The organism is Priestia sp. YIM B13490 (assembly GCF_042787735.1).
In the GTDB taxonomy this organism is placed as follows: Bacteria; Bacillota; Bacilli; order Bacillales; family Bacillaceae_H; genus Priestia; species Priestia megaterium.
On record NZ_JBHZOT010000001.1, the window covers coordinates 384,006 to 398,743 of the forward strand.

The 14,738-nt window shown below is 34.2% G+C and carries 16 protein-coding genes and 1 pseudogene; 14 read left to right on the forward strand and 3 right to left on the reverse strand.

Features of this window, described 5'->3' with window-relative positions:
- Positions 1-178: 178 nt before the first annotated feature.
- Complete coding sequence (locus tag ACFX4R_RS02080) at positions 179-316, reverse strand: hypothetical protein (protein ID WP_013084380.1); 138 nt, start codon at positions 314-316, stop codon at positions 179-181.
- Between the two features lie 219 nt (positions 317-535).
- Here ACFX4R_RS02080 and ACFX4R_RS02085 point away from each other — a divergent pair, with 219 nt between their 5' ends.
- Complete coding sequence (locus tag ACFX4R_RS02085) at positions 536-769, forward strand: cyclase (protein WP_377568521.1); 234 nt, start codon at positions 536-538, stop codon at positions 767-769.
- Positions 770-1,032: 263 nt separating this feature from the next.
- Here the strand turns inward: ACFX4R_RS02085 and ACFX4R_RS02090 are convergent, their stop codons facing one another.
- Positions 1,033-1,512 (reverse strand): hypothetical protein, encoded by a 480-nt coding sequence (locus ACFX4R_RS02090; protein WP_013084378.1) that lies wholly within the window; start codon positions 1,510-1,512, stop codon positions 1,033-1,035.
- Between the two features lie 164 nt (positions 1,513-1,676).
- Here ACFX4R_RS02090 and ACFX4R_RS02095 point away from each other — a divergent pair, with 164 nt between their 5' ends.
- The 4 genes and pseudogenes from ACFX4R_RS02095 to ACFX4R_RS29410 form a co-directional block, all read left to right on the forward strand.
- Complete coding sequence (locus ACFX4R_RS02095) at positions 1,677-2,492, forward strand: DUF2935 domain-containing protein (RefSeq protein WP_230185655.1); 816 nt, start codon at positions 1,677-1,679, stop codon at positions 2,490-2,492.
- A gap of 532 nt (positions 2,493-3,024) precedes the next feature.
- The gene (locus tag ACFX4R_RS02100) at positions 3,025-3,657 is read left to right on the forward strand and encodes a TetR/AcrR family transcriptional regulator (protein ID WP_097823059.1); all 633 of its coding nucleotides are present in this window, start codon (positions 3,025-3,027) and stop codon (positions 3,655-3,657) included.
- A 135-nt stretch (positions 3,658-3,792) separates the two neighbouring features.
- Complete coding sequence (locus ACFX4R_RS02105; RefSeq protein ID WP_377568525.1) at positions 3,793-5,490, forward strand: MFS transporter; 1,698 nt, start codon at positions 3,793-3,795, stop codon at positions 5,488-5,490.
- Positions 5,491-5,587: 97 nt separating this feature from the next.
- Positions 5,588-5,737, forward strand: a pseudogene (locus ACFX4R_RS29410) (SF0329 family protein); the annotation flags it as partial.
- Positions 5,738-6,142: 405 nt separating this feature from the next.
- On the opposite strand, the gene ACFX4R_RS02110 reads toward ACFX4R_RS29410, so the two are convergent.
- Positions 6,143-6,337 (reverse strand): hypothetical protein, encoded by a 195-nt coding sequence (locus tag ACFX4R_RS02110; RefSeq protein WP_043978207.1) that lies wholly within the window; start codon positions 6,335-6,337, stop codon positions 6,143-6,145.
- Positions 6,338-6,900: 563 nt separating this feature from the next.
- Between ACFX4R_RS02110 and ACFX4R_RS02115 the strand changes: the two genes are divergently transcribed.
- The 9 genes from ACFX4R_RS02115 (at position 6,901) to ACFX4R_RS02155 (ending at position 14,535) form a co-directional block, all read left to right on the forward strand.
- Positions 6,901-8,346 carry a DHA2 family efflux MFS transporter permease subunit gene (locus tag ACFX4R_RS02115; RefSeq protein ID WP_043978210.1) on the forward strand — a complete coding sequence of 482 codons (1,446 nt, stop codon included), beginning with the start codon at positions 6,901-6,903 and terminating at the stop codon, positions 8,344-8,346.
- Between the two features lie 96 nt (positions 8,347-8,442).
- Entirely contained in the window at positions 8,443-8,910 is a 468-nt protein-coding gene (locus ACFX4R_RS02120) for a hypothetical protein (RefSeq protein ID WP_377568528.1), read from the forward strand.
- A 333-nt stretch (positions 8,911-9,243) separates the two neighbouring features.
- On the forward strand, positions 9,244-9,750 hold the full coding sequence (locus tag ACFX4R_RS02125) for a hypothetical protein (protein ID WP_377568531.1): 507 nt from the start codon (positions 9,244-9,246) through the stop codon (positions 9,748-9,750).
- 90 nt (positions 9,751-9,840) lie between these two features.
- On the forward strand, positions 9,841-10,647 hold the full coding sequence (locus tag ACFX4R_RS02130; protein ID WP_377568534.1) for a DUF2262 domain-containing protein: 807 nt from the start codon (positions 9,841-9,843) through the stop codon (positions 10,645-10,647).
- Positions 10,648-10,869: 222 nt separating this feature from the next.
- Positions 10,870-11,235, forward strand: coding sequence for a DUF2089 domain-containing protein (locus ACFX4R_RS02135; RefSeq protein ID WP_043978238.1), 366 nt, complete (start codon positions 10,870-10,872; stop codon positions 11,233-11,235).
- A gap of 11 nt (positions 11,236-11,246) precedes the next feature.
- On the forward strand, positions 11,247-11,636 hold the full coding sequence (locus ACFX4R_RS02140) for an SHOCT-like domain-containing protein (RefSeq protein ID WP_043978240.1): 390 nt from the start codon (positions 11,247-11,249) through the stop codon (positions 11,634-11,636).
- 10 nt (positions 11,637-11,646) lie between these two features.
- Positions 11,647-11,928 (forward strand): hypothetical protein, encoded by a 282-nt coding sequence (locus ACFX4R_RS02145; protein ID WP_043978267.1) that lies wholly within the window; start codon positions 11,647-11,649, stop codon positions 11,926-11,928.
- A gap of 608 nt (positions 11,929-12,536) precedes the next feature.
- Positions 12,537-13,970, forward strand: coding sequence for a histidine kinase N-terminal domain-containing protein (locus tag ACFX4R_RS02150; protein WP_377568538.1), 1,434 nt, complete (start codon positions 12,537-12,539; stop codon positions 13,968-13,970).
- A complete protein-coding gene (locus tag ACFX4R_RS02155) occupies positions 13,963-14,535 on the forward strand; it encodes an ANTAR domain-containing response regulator (protein ID WP_013058374.1) in 573 nt (190 codons plus the stop codon). Before ACFX4R_RS02150 ends, ACFX4R_RS02155 begins: the two co-directional genes overlap by 8 nt.
- Positions 14,536-14,738 lie beyond the last annotated feature (203 nt).

The following is a 14,738-nucleotide window of genomic DNA, read 5'->3' on the forward strand; positions in this document are numbered from 1 at the left end:
CATAGCTTCCTACAGTTCATTTTTTTGATCTTATGAGTACACATGTAACTTACTTCGGTACTTAAATAAAACGTAAAGAATCAATATTTTGTCCACTACTCGTATTTATTAATTAACATCTTTTCTTAATGAAAAAAGCTGCCAAACAGGCAGCTAATAATACAGCTCTAATTTTCTTTTAAGGTTTTGCGTTGCCCGGAGGCTTATTAGTTGGAAAGATTGCTTTTTCCACGTCTTCTGCTGCGATTACTGGATCTACCGTATTGCTAGTTGATTTGCCTTTTTGACTATTGCCTTTATCGCGTTTCTGACTCATTTTTAAATCTCCCTTCAATATATAGTTACACTGTTAAGATGAGTTAATAGAGCGGAGCTTATTCAACCCATTGTCCTTTTTAAATAACATTCTAGAACTTGAAATTTCTTTTACCAGGACCTATCAGACAATATGCTTCCTTAGATAGTTAGATCGGGAATTTGTTTTCTTAAACCGAATATATATTAGGTAATTAAAATAAAGTAAGGTGGATTAGACATGGATAAAAGAGTCATTTTTGACTTTGAAGTCGATTTTACTAATGGCGGTGGAATACAAGGGCAGGAATTTCGTCTCGATATTGAGGGTGATGATATCTCTGATGAAGAATTGGCAAAATATATTGTAAAAGATATGAGGCTGCTGATGATGGGTAAGGTAAGGATACTGAACAAAAAAATTATTAGTGAGAAACATAAACGAAAACCTGCCGAGGAAGATAGTGAAAAATAAAACAATTATATGTTATTTGTTTTAATCACATATGCATAGTAAAAAAAGAAGTTACCAAAAGGTGACTTCTTTTTTTACTTAACCTTATTTTCACTCTTTTTAAGCCTTAAGACATAGGATTCATTAGCTTCCTGAGGTAACTACATAGTATCTAAAAAATCATAATTCCACTTATCAATCAGTATCTATTTCATTAATGTTTTTCTTTAATATACTCCCATTTATAGACATTTTATTTTGTTTTTTATCTTAGACTGCAAAATTTATAAAGACGAATTCTTTGATAGGTGGCAACATTTTTCATAAACAATCTGAAACCCATACAGCACAAACGTTTTTATTAAAAAAACAATGGATAATTGAAATCTAGTCAGCCGGGCTAAAGAGACGTATCCTATTTTTTTTAACCATTTTAGTCCGAAGTAAGTAAAAAAAGAATCAATAAGTATATTTACTAAAAGATATAAGTTGAACTTTCCGTAAGTATATTTTAATATCCACAAAGCTCCAACTAAAAAGGGGCCAAATATTAACGGTAATTCTGCTAGAACATTCGGCTTGATTGAGTACGGAAACCACCACCATTTTTTCTTCTCTGCAAACCTGCCTTCGGCAATAAGATACAAACTCATAAAAAGACTCCCTGGAAGGAATCTTTTTAGCGTTTTTTTACCAATAAACGGAATACTAAGCCAAGGTAAAATCGTCATCAAAATGATTAGCAATTTATCTTTTTTCTTCAAATGATATACTCCCTTTTCAAAAATATGGATATGTATATATATTCCCTTTTTCATGAGTGTTTATGTGATGAAATAAGAGATCCTGTTTTTTATTACTTTGGTTCATTTCTTCTAAAGCTTCTAATAAACATGTAGTAGTAAGGAAACCGAAGGGAGAGCTAGTAATGATTTCATTATGGGAGGAACATTTATTTTGGTTAGAAATAATTCAGGACCATGCTTATTTTGTACGAGATCACTTATCGGTGAAGGAAGTCGAATACGTCCGAACAGCTAAGCAATATATTCATTTGTTTGATGACTTGCTAAAACAACTGAACTATTTATCCCCCGATGTTATGCACAACGATCCTGCATTAATAGAATTCTCGAGAAAGGCCTGGTCAATTACCAAAGGGTATTTTGATTTTGAAGGGTCTCTTCAGGCTCTTCGAATTGAAAACGCAGTGAATCTAAACTTATCTCCAACCTATCTTAATGGTACGTTAAGTGAAAATCAGGAATATTTAAGATTTTTATCTTATCTAGTAAAAGGAAAGGAGCCGGTTCCTCTTAGCTTAGTCAAATTAATGGATTTATGGCTGGAAGATCAGCTTGGACATGCCGTTTTGTTTAAAAACCTGCTTGATCCGATTGAGATTATGATATCTAAACAAGCAGATTCATATATCGGAAAGTTTCAGGCTTTCATTGTACAAAATCATCATTTAAAGGGGTATTTGCGATTTAAGCAGCCAGGTTTTGCAAGACAAACAGAATTTGCTTTAGAAGTGGGGAAAACAACTATTGAAATGAGCCAGTTTGTTTATGCTATGACCGAAAAATACAAGGAGAACAAGCTTTTAAATAAGGAAACGTTAAGATTTTTGATACATCATTTTCCTGAGACTTGTTATTTTATCAAAAAATTGAGTTATTATGCTCCCAAATTGCAGCAAGAAGCCAACCAATGCTCATTAAGAAGAATTTCTTATCTTTAAGATAAGCTAAAACATTTCGTAGGACCTAAACCCATTCTTATTTTATATTTCTGTAAGCTTTATTTATAGGCATATAAAAAAGAAAGGTCTACTATAGAGGGGAGACCTTTCTTGAGAAGGGTTAATTATTGAAATAAAGGAAATGCAGTGCGTATTTGATTAGTTTGCTATGCAAAAGCTGCTTCAATAGTTCAAATCCCTCCTATAAAAACCCAGCACTTTTTACATCGCCAGTTATATCTTTCAGTTCTTTTTTCTTTCATTACAAAAGATTTCGCTCTTACGTTCGCGCCATCCATATCTAATAACCAAATGATTCGTTCTTAGTCAGTTTTTGATATTGACAGATTGATTATATTTTGTGAGACTTAATATACATAATGTTCATTAGTTTACATCGTGTGCAGAATGTATGTTGATGATACAGGACAGTTTAAATAGTTAATCACCAGAAAAGGTCTAAATGGCTGCACCTATACAAGTCATAATCATGTGCCTGAGACTCAATAATAGTTATACAAGGAGACGAACGATGTCTAAAAAAACAAAAGTAGATCCTAGGATAAAAAGAACAAATAAATACTTAAGAGACGCTTTAGTCGAACTTCTTAAAGAGAAAGACGTCACGTCCATTACGATTCAAGAAATTACGGAAAAAGCGGAATTAACGCGGGGAACATTTTATTTGCATTATCAAGATAAGCAAGACTTTCTCATGCAGAGTATGAATGAAGTTCTAGAAGAGCTAATAGAGAAAGTAAAGCCTAAACAAAATAATGAGGATTCCGCAGCAGTAGAAGAAAACGATGAATCTGTTTCTTTCTTAAAGCTTTTTGAATTCATCTATGACCATGCCGATTATTTTAAAGTTATGCTAAGTGATCGAGGATTACCTCAATTTAGAAGTCATATGACGGAAATTGTAAAGAAAAGAGTGTATGGAGAGCTAATCTCTTCGATTGGAGAAGCAGAGGATGGACTTGATATCCCTGAAGATATTCTGATTAGTTATATCACATCAGCTCATATAGGTGTCATTTGTTCTTGGTTAGAAAGTGATATGAAATTCAGCCCTGCATTTATGGCTGAAAAATTAACCAGCTTAACACTTTCAGGGCCAATTCGAGTGGCAGGTTTAGAAAATAAGATAAAGCTTCCTTACTGAAGCTTTATTTTTTAGTTTGTTCAAATGCGGATAAACATTTTTCTTCTTTACCCTAGCTACTGTGATGGTTAGAAGAAACATGAATGCCTCATTTTTAGTTTTTTACAATCATGAAAGGCAGAAAGGAATTGTAGTATGAAAATAGAAAAACACTGGGGGATTTCCTTACTGGCAGTTTTAGCTATTGGTCCTGGTTTAATGTTAAACACGTCATTAAATTCTATACGTGAAATTCTCCAACAAACGTTTAACGATCAATCTTATATTTCGATAACACCGGTTTTAATAGGGGTTATAAGCTTTGCATTTTGTATTCCGTTTGGACCTATCCTTCGACATAAGCTAGGGGAGAGAAGGACGTATGTTCTTTCGATGTGTTTATTTCTTATAGGAGCTATTGTAAGTATTGCTTCTAACAGCTTCTTAGGAATGGGCATTGGTCGTTTTTTACAAGGAACAGGAACGGGTTTAGCACTTATGATGATGATTCCAATGCTGGTTCTTTCTTTTCCGATTCAGAAGCGGAACTTGGCATTACTGATTCTTATCGGCGGATTTTATGGATCTAGCGTTGTGGGCATTTTTCTCGGAATGTTAGTGAACAGCTACGGACACTGGAGATGGTTATTCTATATAGCAGCCATCCTTTCCTTACTGGGAATATGCTTCAGCTACAAATTTTTAACAAATGATCACGCCAAGCAACAGCACAAACATCATGAACCGTTTGACATCATCGGTGCAGCATTAATGTTTATGGTTACTGCGTTTATTACGTTTACATTACTTAATCTCCAAAAATCAGGATGGGCATCTACCTATGTTTGGATAGGCATAGTGGGAAGCATCATTTTTCTATGCTTTTTATTTGCAGCAGAATGGCATATTAAAAATCCTTTAATTCCCTTTAGATTAGTGGCTTCTCGAAAACCAACTCTTGCTATCCTGATCGCTGTTATAGGCAATATTAGCATGAGTTTAACTCTTTTATCTCTACAAGGAATGCTTAAAAGCGGATCTAGTTTTGATAAAGGAGACACTTCATTGATCTATATCGGGCTTTTTGCTGGAATAGTAATTGCCGCCATATTAAGTGCCGTATTATACGATAAAGTTGGACCGGGCGTATTAGGGATTATAGGAGCGGTCATTATTATGGGAGTGAACATACAGTGGATGTATGTAGACGGTCATGTTTCTGCTTTCCTCTTTGTTAGCAGCTTTACCGCTTTAATCGCAGGAGTAGGGTTCACAGTTGCTGCAGGTCTTATGGGTGCTGCTTTAGGCGGACCGCTACCAAGTTTAGTCCCTCGGATGGTCACGGTTCAATTTATAAGAGTTACAGTATCTGCGGTCATCCCTGTAATCAGCAGTATCGTCTTTGCAAAGGTGTATAAAGATCACCTTGCAACAGTAAGCGCAGAGAGCCAGGTGGCTAGTAAAGAAAATTTCACTCAATCTCTACATGTAAAATCTGAAATCATTACGTATCATACATTTTCTACGTTTTCGTGTGTATTGAGCATTGTAGTATTAGTTCTTTCGTTTTTGATGTTCCTAACAGGTAAAGGCCACAAGCTGGCTCATAAGCCGCATGACAAAGAAACACATAAAGAAAAGCTGAGTACGGAAGAGCTTCCCAATAAAAAAGCTACTCCCGTTGTTGAACGTTCACTTAAAGAGGCTGTTTCAACTCAAGTCATTGGTGACAGCGAGTATAGAGAAGCTTTAAAAAAATTTGGTCAGCCTAAACCTTCTGCTGATAAAATGCTGCATATGAGAGATCAAGAATATAGAAAAGCTCTTAAAAGGATGAAGGATATAGGACAATAAGTTAAACTCGAGCAATTTGAGTGAAGAATTGAAAGAGCAAACTCGCATGGCAGTGAGTTTGCTCTTTTAATTTCTACATGTACGCTTTGCAGATATGTTGTTAATAAAAATATTGTGTGTGTTGGACCGCCGTGTAGGGAAAAGAATTTTACGTAAAATGAAAGAATTCATTTTAGAAGAAAATACATTAGTTCAGGATTTTTATAAATTACGTTGTGACGCAGAAAATATACATAATAGTGAATAAACAAAACAGAGCTTTCATAAAATAGGGAGTTCTGTTTTTACGCTTAATATCAATATTAAAATTTGATGGAGCCTTTTGTTTAGATGAATTTAGTATGTGAATTCGAGTTGTTTGTCTCAAAAAACAATTTCCTCAGAGAGCGTTTGTCTGCACATTAAATGCATGTATTTAGCTTGTTTCTTACTTTATCTAAAAAGTATGAAATAATGAATTTTATCCAAAAAAGAAAAATTAGTAGACTAAATTAAAGGTACGCTTAGAGGGCGCAAAATCTATTTTGGCTTCAAGTCGGAGAAAAATTTTAGTGACTAGAACTAGAATAGGAAAAAAGAGACTACCCTATAAGATATTGTATGGATAGAAAAGGACATTACTTTTGTAGATAACGTCCTTTTACATAGCTAATTATTCTTTTTCAACTACTGTAAAGTATTGGACGTTTCTTTTAACAATGACCAACTCATTTGATAAATCCAATATTTTACTTTTATCTTCAAACCTATACTGTATGTAGTTCTTTGCACGAATAAGTGATTTAGCTTCAACTAAATGACTTATTTCACCGTTAATTAGATGAAATGTTACTTCATACTTTTTCATAAGAAAACACCTCCATAGTATCAATTTTTACTATTACTTCATTTCTGATACTATTTCTTTTGACTGATGATTAAAAAGTTAGTTGTGTTTTGTTAGGGCAAACGGAACAAAAATCATATAACAGAAACAAATTTTAATTGTCACAGGGCACTAAGTTAGGTATATAGCTATTGTTATTTAGTATATTTTAGATAGAAACAGTACTTATAGCTGTGTTACAATATTCCTGTTATGTAGAGTGAAATTCATTTTATAGTTCTATTTCGTTTTAACTTACTTATTAAAAATTCCATATTATGAGTGAAAATTAGTTTACATAGGAAGGTTTCTAAAGTTGATTTAGAAATGAAATGGAGAGGTATCTGTGGAAAGAAACGAATTTAGAAGACAAAAAGCACTTCGGTCAAAAGAGAAGAGAAAGAAAAAGCTTAGTCAACATAATGCCTTAAACTTATCCCTAATCTTTATATCAATATGCATTGTTTGTCTGCTAATCAACCTATCATTGAGATAGAAAAATGTTCACCAAAAAGAGTATGTACAAGAGAGGAAGACAATTTAATATGAGTAATCAACAAGCAGTAGCCGAAAGCTCTAATATCAAAGTGCTGCCGATTATAACGTCGTTTCTTATTGCTGGATTTATCGGTTTATTTAGTGAAACAGCTTTAAATATGGCGTTAAAAGAGCTAATTTCTGGCTTTGGCATTCACGAAACAACCGCACAGTGGCTGACAACAGGGTATCTGTTAACGTTAGGAATTTTGGTGCCTATTTCAGGTTTTATTCTTCAGCGGTTTACGACCAGACAGCTTTTTATAGCATCTCTAATTTGCTCCATCATTGGAACATTTATTGCGGCTATTGCACCAACATTTGGGGTACTCATGATTGCCCGTGTCGTGCAGGCCGTTGGAACTGCTTTACTTTTACCGCTTATGTTTAACACGATTCTTGTTATTATCCCGCCGCATAAACGTGGAAAATCAATGGGGATTATCGGTCTTGTTATTATGTTTGCGCCGGCTGTTGGACCAACTGTATCAGGCTTAATCTTAAAAACATTAACATGGCACTGGATTTTCTGGATTTCACTTCCGTTGTTATTTGTTGCCTTAGTGTTTGGAGCTTTCTTTATGCAGAACGTTACCACACCAACGAAGCCAAAAATCGATATGATTTCTGTTGTTCTTTCAACAATCGGTTTTGGCGGAATCGTGTTTGGATTTAGCAGCGCCGGAGAAGGCGGGGGCTGGGGAAGTCTACAGGTTATTCTAACTCTTGTGATTGGAACTATTGCGTTAGTTGCGTTTTCTATTCGTCAAACGAAGATGGAAGAGCCAATGTTAGATCTTAAAGCCTTTAAGTATCCGATGTTTACAATCGGTCTTCTGCTAATTCTAGTTTGTATGATGGTACTATTGTCTGCGATGATGATTTTACCCCTATACTTACAAACATCACTAGCTTTATCAACCTTTGCTGCTGGCCTAATGCTTCTTCCTGGAGGAGTGATTAACGGAATTCTTTCACCGGTTATGGGCGGGTTATTTGACCGTTTTGGCCCTAAATGGTTAGTTATCCCTGGACTTGTGATTGTAGCCGGCACCATGTATGGTTTCTCAACCGTAACGCTAGAAACATCAACAGGATTTATCGTTGCTCTGCACATTGCGCTTATGATCGCCATTTCGATGATTATGATGCCAGCTCAAACAAATGGATTAAACCAGCTTCCACCTGAGCTGTATCCGCATGGAACGGCGATTATGAACACCTTACAGCAGGTTTCTGGCGCAATTGGAACAGCGGTTGGAATTTCCATTCTGTCATCGGGTTCAAGAAGCTTCCTTGAGACGGTATCAAATAAAATGGATCCATTAAACCAGGTTCTTGCCTTCACCAACGGTGTTCAGCATGCGTTCGTCTTTGCGATCATTGTTTCCATTGTTGGATTGGTTATCTCGTTCTTTATCAAGAGAGTCAATGTGGAACAAAAAGCACATTAATAAAAAACACAGACCATTGGATGGTCTGTGTTTTTTTTTGTAATAGGCGGACACTATAAGAAGAACTAGATAAAGTACATTGAGGTGAGTTCATTTATGATATCAAGAAAACACTTAGGATTTAACCTATCTATAATAGCGATTCCGTGGTTATCGTTGTTATTTATAGGAAAACGCAGCATGAGACGTTATTCGTTAGCAGGGATTTTTATTATTATCTTTGAAATTATTAATCATTTGTATGGGCATCAGAGGAAGTGGTGGAGATTTTATGATAAAAAAGATTCGTTTATAAAAGATGAACTTCCTTTTAGTATTGGACCTTATATGCCACTTTCAATGTGGCTGCTTAAATCTTCGTATGGAAACTTTAAGAAGTTTTTATTACTGAATATTGTAGTTGATGGAATCTTTGCTTTTTACTTCATTGATGTTCTTAAAAGGTTGAAAATTGTAAGTCTAAACCGATTAAGTCATTTTCAATTTTTTATCTACCTTCATTACAAAGCATATTTGTTATATGGAGTGCAGTATTTATTTGAAAAGGGGAAAAAATTTAGTTAATTTAACGACTTACGTGAAATCATATATTCCCCTTTTATATGTTTGCAACGAAACATGAAAAAATTATCAATATAAGTTAAATAAGCAGTGCATTTTTATTTAACTAATTCAAATAAACGGAAATTACAAAAAGGTGTTAGATAAACTTGGAACCTGTGTATTCATATTAAAAGGGGTAATTTACTATAGTAACAGTAATTGGGAAAAGTCTTTTTATTAAAGAAGAATAAGTAATCCAATTGATGTCTGCTTTGTGTAATACTAAAATTAAACGTAGGAAGTCAAAACATATATCTACATAGTAGTAAAAACATAGAAGGAAGAGGTGAATAAATGAGTCAGTTTGAGTTTTTTGAACAAAATTACACAATCTCTAACTTCAAGCAAAAGGGGTATCAAAAGCTTCTTCTATCTAAAGCACTGGATGAAAATATAGCGGAAAAATGGAATATTAGTGGATACGAATCGGAAGTCCCGGTTACAAGGCAATGGTTTTGGAGTACGGATATAGGAGAATGGCAAGAAGTTGAAGTTACGGTAGAGGGAAATAGTGAAAAGCCATATGAGGAATTTGTTGAAATGGCGGATTGTATATTAAAACAATTACATATCTATCTTAAAAGGTCATTCGAGTATTTAAAGCAGTTCATTTCTACACAAAAATCTAGTGTCTATTATCTGTCCTCTGTAAGTTTTGGGCGGCTTTTAAATTTTGACGGACATATTCTTACAGGATTTTCTTTAGTTTTTGTTTATGGGGATTACCCCAATGTATTTCAATATAAAGTAAAATTTAACAGGAGCGGATGGCCTATTGGTTTTGAAGGTGGACCGCTATAAAAAATAAAAGTAGAGAACGACATATCAGTTTGCAACTATATATTTAGGGAGAATTTTTCAAAAGCAGTTAAAGAGGGGAATGTACATTAAATGAGTAAATTCAGTGAAAAAAAGAAATTTAAAAAAGGATTCTCAGAAGAAGTAATTGACATAGCAGCGGTTACAGGTTCAGTAGGAATTGGTGCTGGAATGTCCCATGGAGAGACTTTATGGACAGCATCAATTGATTTAATTGCATGGAAAAGTTTAGATGAAAATGAAGCTGTAAAAAAAGAAGAGGTACCGCTTAGGTGGTTAGTTAACGAGGAAGAAATAGAAAAAGCAATGGACTTACTGCAAAGTAACACGGTTATAAAGCTACAAGTACGTAGGGGAACGGATTCAATGATGCTTGTTAACATTCTGGAAACAGAGTATGAAGACGAAGAGCTAGAAACGATAGTAAAAGAATCAGTGAAGCCAATTTATTATCATGATGAAAAGCTTGGCAAGTTTACACTTGAAAAAGGTATTAAAGTTTTTGAAAGAAACCTTTCTTGGGCGAATGAACAGTGCGAGCTGTATTTTGATTGGCATGAAGATGAAAGTATGATGAAATCTGCGCTGAAGACAGCACATACACTTTTTGAGGAGCAGGATAAAGGGAGCCAAAAAATTAGAATGTACGCCGCAGCGGAACTGACAGATTTAGCAAATGATTGGCTGCAGGAAGAGGATGAAATAGAGGAAATTACAAAAGACATGTTTATGGATTTTATGAGTTTAGATACTATATCCGTTTATTCAGAAGGAGACTTTGATTTTTACTTCTCTGATGGAGATATGTTTGCGGGGCATAGCATCATTGTAGAAGGAAATATAAATGGGACTTTTACTAGAGCTCAGATTGCAGGGTAAATAGATCAATTGAATGATAGCTGAAAAGCAATTATGTATTTTAAGAGAAGGTTTTTACCCTTCTTTTTTTTATTTGATTTTATGTGTAGGTTAAAAAATATTAATATTATTTAAATAAGAATTTATATTTTTAATTTATTTATTAAAATTATTTAATTTTATCGTTTTTAATATTGAATATTTGTTATATAATCAAATTAACTAAAAGAAGGGGATTTGATTATGGCTTATAAAGTACTTACAAATTGTCCTGTCTGCAGTGAAACGTTAAAAATCACAAAGCTGCAGTGCAGACATTGTCACACGACGATTGAAAATGAGTTTGAATTATCTAAGCTGGCATCCTTATCAAGTGATCAGCTTCATTTTGTAGAAGTGTTTTTAACATGCAGAGGAAATATCAAAGAAGTGGAAAAGGAACTGGGAGTTTCGTATCCAACCGTCCGAGGCAAGCTTACTGACATCATTTCATCTCTTGGATATCTAGAAAAGAAGAAAAATGAAGTAGACGAGAAGAAAGTTGTGTCTATGCTAGAAAATGGTGAAATTACAGCAGAAGAAGCCATCAAGCTCTTAAAAGAAGAATAGGGGGGATTTTTGTGAAAGAGGAAATTACAAAAGTGTTAACAATGGTTCAAGAAGGCAAAATTGATGCAGAAAAGGGATCAGAACTGATACAAGTATTAAAGGAAAAAGAAGAAACAGGAAATAAGCTTTTGAAGAAACCGAATGCGTATCTAGATAAAATGTTGAAAATTCGAGTTGTGTCAACTGAAAACGATAATGTAAAGGTTAATTTGCCGATCAAGCTTGTCAAGCTGGTATTAATGGCGGGACACAGCATCGCAGCAAGTATTCCTCAATCAGAAAAATATGTAAAAGATATAGATATAAACCTGATTGTTGAAGCAATCGAAAACGAGTTAGATGGCCAAATTGTTGATATTAAATCGGCGAACGGAGATACCGTTTCAGTCATCATTGAATAATGGTTTGCTTATGATTCATGTAAAAGTGAAAACAAAAGATGTTCGATTTAGCATTCCAGTTCCATATGCTCTTTTAAACATTGCTATTAGCGTTGCTTTTTCAAAATTTATACAGAAGCATGCGGATAAATGGACAAAAGAACATTTTAAAAGAAAAGGGCTGAATTTCACTTTTCCGATAATAGATAAAAGCATGCTAAAGCCTATTGTTAAGGAACTGAAGAAACATAAGGGAATGATACTAGTAGATGTCAAAGCTACTGACGGTACGGAGGTAAGAGTTAAACTATGATGTAGCTTTGCAAAGTGCCTACCCGCGTGTAAAAATAAAACCTTATTCGTCTAAATAGATGTAAAAAAGGCTGAAAAAAGAGATCATACAGTTTGCTATCGTGCTGTATGATCTCTTTTTTTTCTCTGCTTTTTTCCTTTTCTTATCTAACCTATATCCGGAGTGTGCCCCCAAATATGGCAACAAACATAGCAATCCATATTCCTATGGACACTGACATCGTATTAAAACGCCCCTTTGCTACTTGATATTATTAAGTATTTCTTTTTATTAAGCAGCTCCGTAGTTGATTTTATCTTTTTTTGAAATCCAAAACTCACTATATAAGCTATTACTAACAAAGTAACAGAATACTAATTTTTACGTAAAAAGCTTTAAAGCCCAGGGACTATATCTATGCGAATTCAACTGGGAGATAGACCACGATCGCCCACTTTTACCTTTAGAAAAAGGGGGGATAAGACATAGAAGAAATAAGATTTCCTTCGTAAAGTAAATATTTTTGCATCAAAATGGATCATTGACAAAGAAAGTTCAGAAAAATATAATACTTATTATATTCTAATATTTTAATGCTTAAATGTTTAAAAGCAGCTAGGAGTTTACATATGACTCATACCTTATCCTTAAATTCTTTATGCAGGCTTCATACAAATCTAGCAGAAGTCGATATTCAAAAGATTGATGAAGTTGCTAAAAATTTGCCGCTTATTGCTGATTTAAACCGAGCAAGTGTGTTTATCGATTGTTTAACAAAAGAAGGACAGCATGCAGTTGTAGTGGCAGAAGCTGCACCAGAAACTGCACCGTCAGTTTATGAACGTCCAGTCGCAGGGAAATTTGTGTACGAAGCGTTTGAACCAGCAGTATTTTACACGCTGCGAAATGGAAAACCGATGTCTTTAAATCGTGCCTTAACACAAGAAGGAAAAACGGTAGAACAAAGTGTGGTTCCTATTAAAGGATTTAATAATCGTGTAATTGCTACATTGATTATGGAGAAAGATATCAGTGAAGTAGTTGAACGTCAAGAAAAAATGAAAACGTTATCAAATACAAATGATACGTTAAGCGAAATTTTAATGGAGATGACAGAAAATGCTTCGCTTATTCCAGAGTTTATTGGAGAGGCACTTTTCTTTATTGATCCTAATTTAAACATTCTATATTTTAATTCTGCTGCTTTTAATTTGGTTTCTGAAGTCTGTTCCTCAGAATGTAAGACAGGCAATCAAATCATCGAATATTTTCCTTGTTTAGAAGAGTTATTTTATCATCCAGAAAAGTTGTTTATGCATGAAGTGACCATCTTAAATAAGGTATTTCAAGTCAAAAAAGTTAGTTTAAAACAAGAAAATCCAACGAATGGCGCTTTTATTACATTTCGAGATATGACTGAACTTAGAGAGCGAGAAAGAGAACTTGTTGTCAAATCAGTTATGATTCAAGAAATTCATCATCGCGTCAAAAATAATTTACAGACTATTGCGAGTTTATTAAGGCTTCAGATGAGAAGGGGCCTTCCTGAAGAAAGCAAGGCTCATTTTGTCGAGAGTCTTAACCGGATTTTAAGTATCGCTTCTGTGTACGAGATTATTCTTTCCAACTCTAGTGTAGACAATGTAGATATTCTTAGTTTGATTGAGAAAATTGGTAATATGCTAGTGTATAGCTCTACGGATGAAAATAAAAATATTTCAATTGAATATTCGGGCACTCAGCTTTTTACAGAGTCGGATAAAGCTGTCTCCATAGCATTAATTATTAATGAGCTCATTCAAAACTGTATGAAACACGCGTTTAAGGGAAGAGAAGAAGGTAAGGTTCACGTTTCTTTTCAACAGAATAACTGCGAGATAGAGGTTACAATTAAAGATAATGGTATTGGGTACTCAAAAGAAGCCAAACCATCTTTAGGATTAGATATAGTTACCATGATGGTCACTCACGATTTATCTGGTCAATTTTCGATTGAGAGAACTGCAAATGGCACCATGGCATCAGCTAGGTTCCCATTAGAAAGAGGCGGACACCGTGACTAAACGAATTATGATTGTTGAAGATGAGTCAATTGTACGACTAGATTTATCAATGATGCTCTCTGATAATGGTTATGAAATAGTAGGAGAAGCTGGAGATGGAGAAAAAGCGGTTGAATTAGCTTTTGCACTAAAGCCAGATCTGATTATTATGGATATAAAAATGCCTAAGTTAAATGGACTGAAAGCAAGTGAAATTATTTCAAATAAATATAATATTCCTATTCTGCTGTTGACAGCATACAGCCAGAGGGAGTTTATTGATAAAGCAAAAAAAGCGAATATAGTAGGCTATTTAGTAAAACCGATAGCTGAATCAAATTTAATTCCAGCAGTTGAAATCGCTCTACAGCAAGCAGAAAATGCAAAAATGTATGAGCAAAAAGTTCAGGAAATGAATAATGAACTGAAGAAACGAAAAATTGTTGAAAAAGCAAAAGGAATTTTAATGGATAAATATAATTTAACAGAAGATCGTGCTTTCAAAAAAATGCGGACGATTAGCATGAAAAAGCAGGTTACACTAGAGAAGTTAGCAAAACACATCATTGAGAAATATGGAACTTAACCTCACTGTACAAGTAAATAGTTTGAGCAAAGGTGCTTAGTGGTTTTAAGTGATAAAAAACCACCTGGCACCTTTTTGTCTTTTTTAAGGGAACAATTTTAAACTTTCTCTAGTAGCAAAGCTCTTAACAGGTTACTTCATACGCTTTAAATAGATAGAAATAGTTAAACTATTATCTATTTAAATAAAAATTATCATATAGG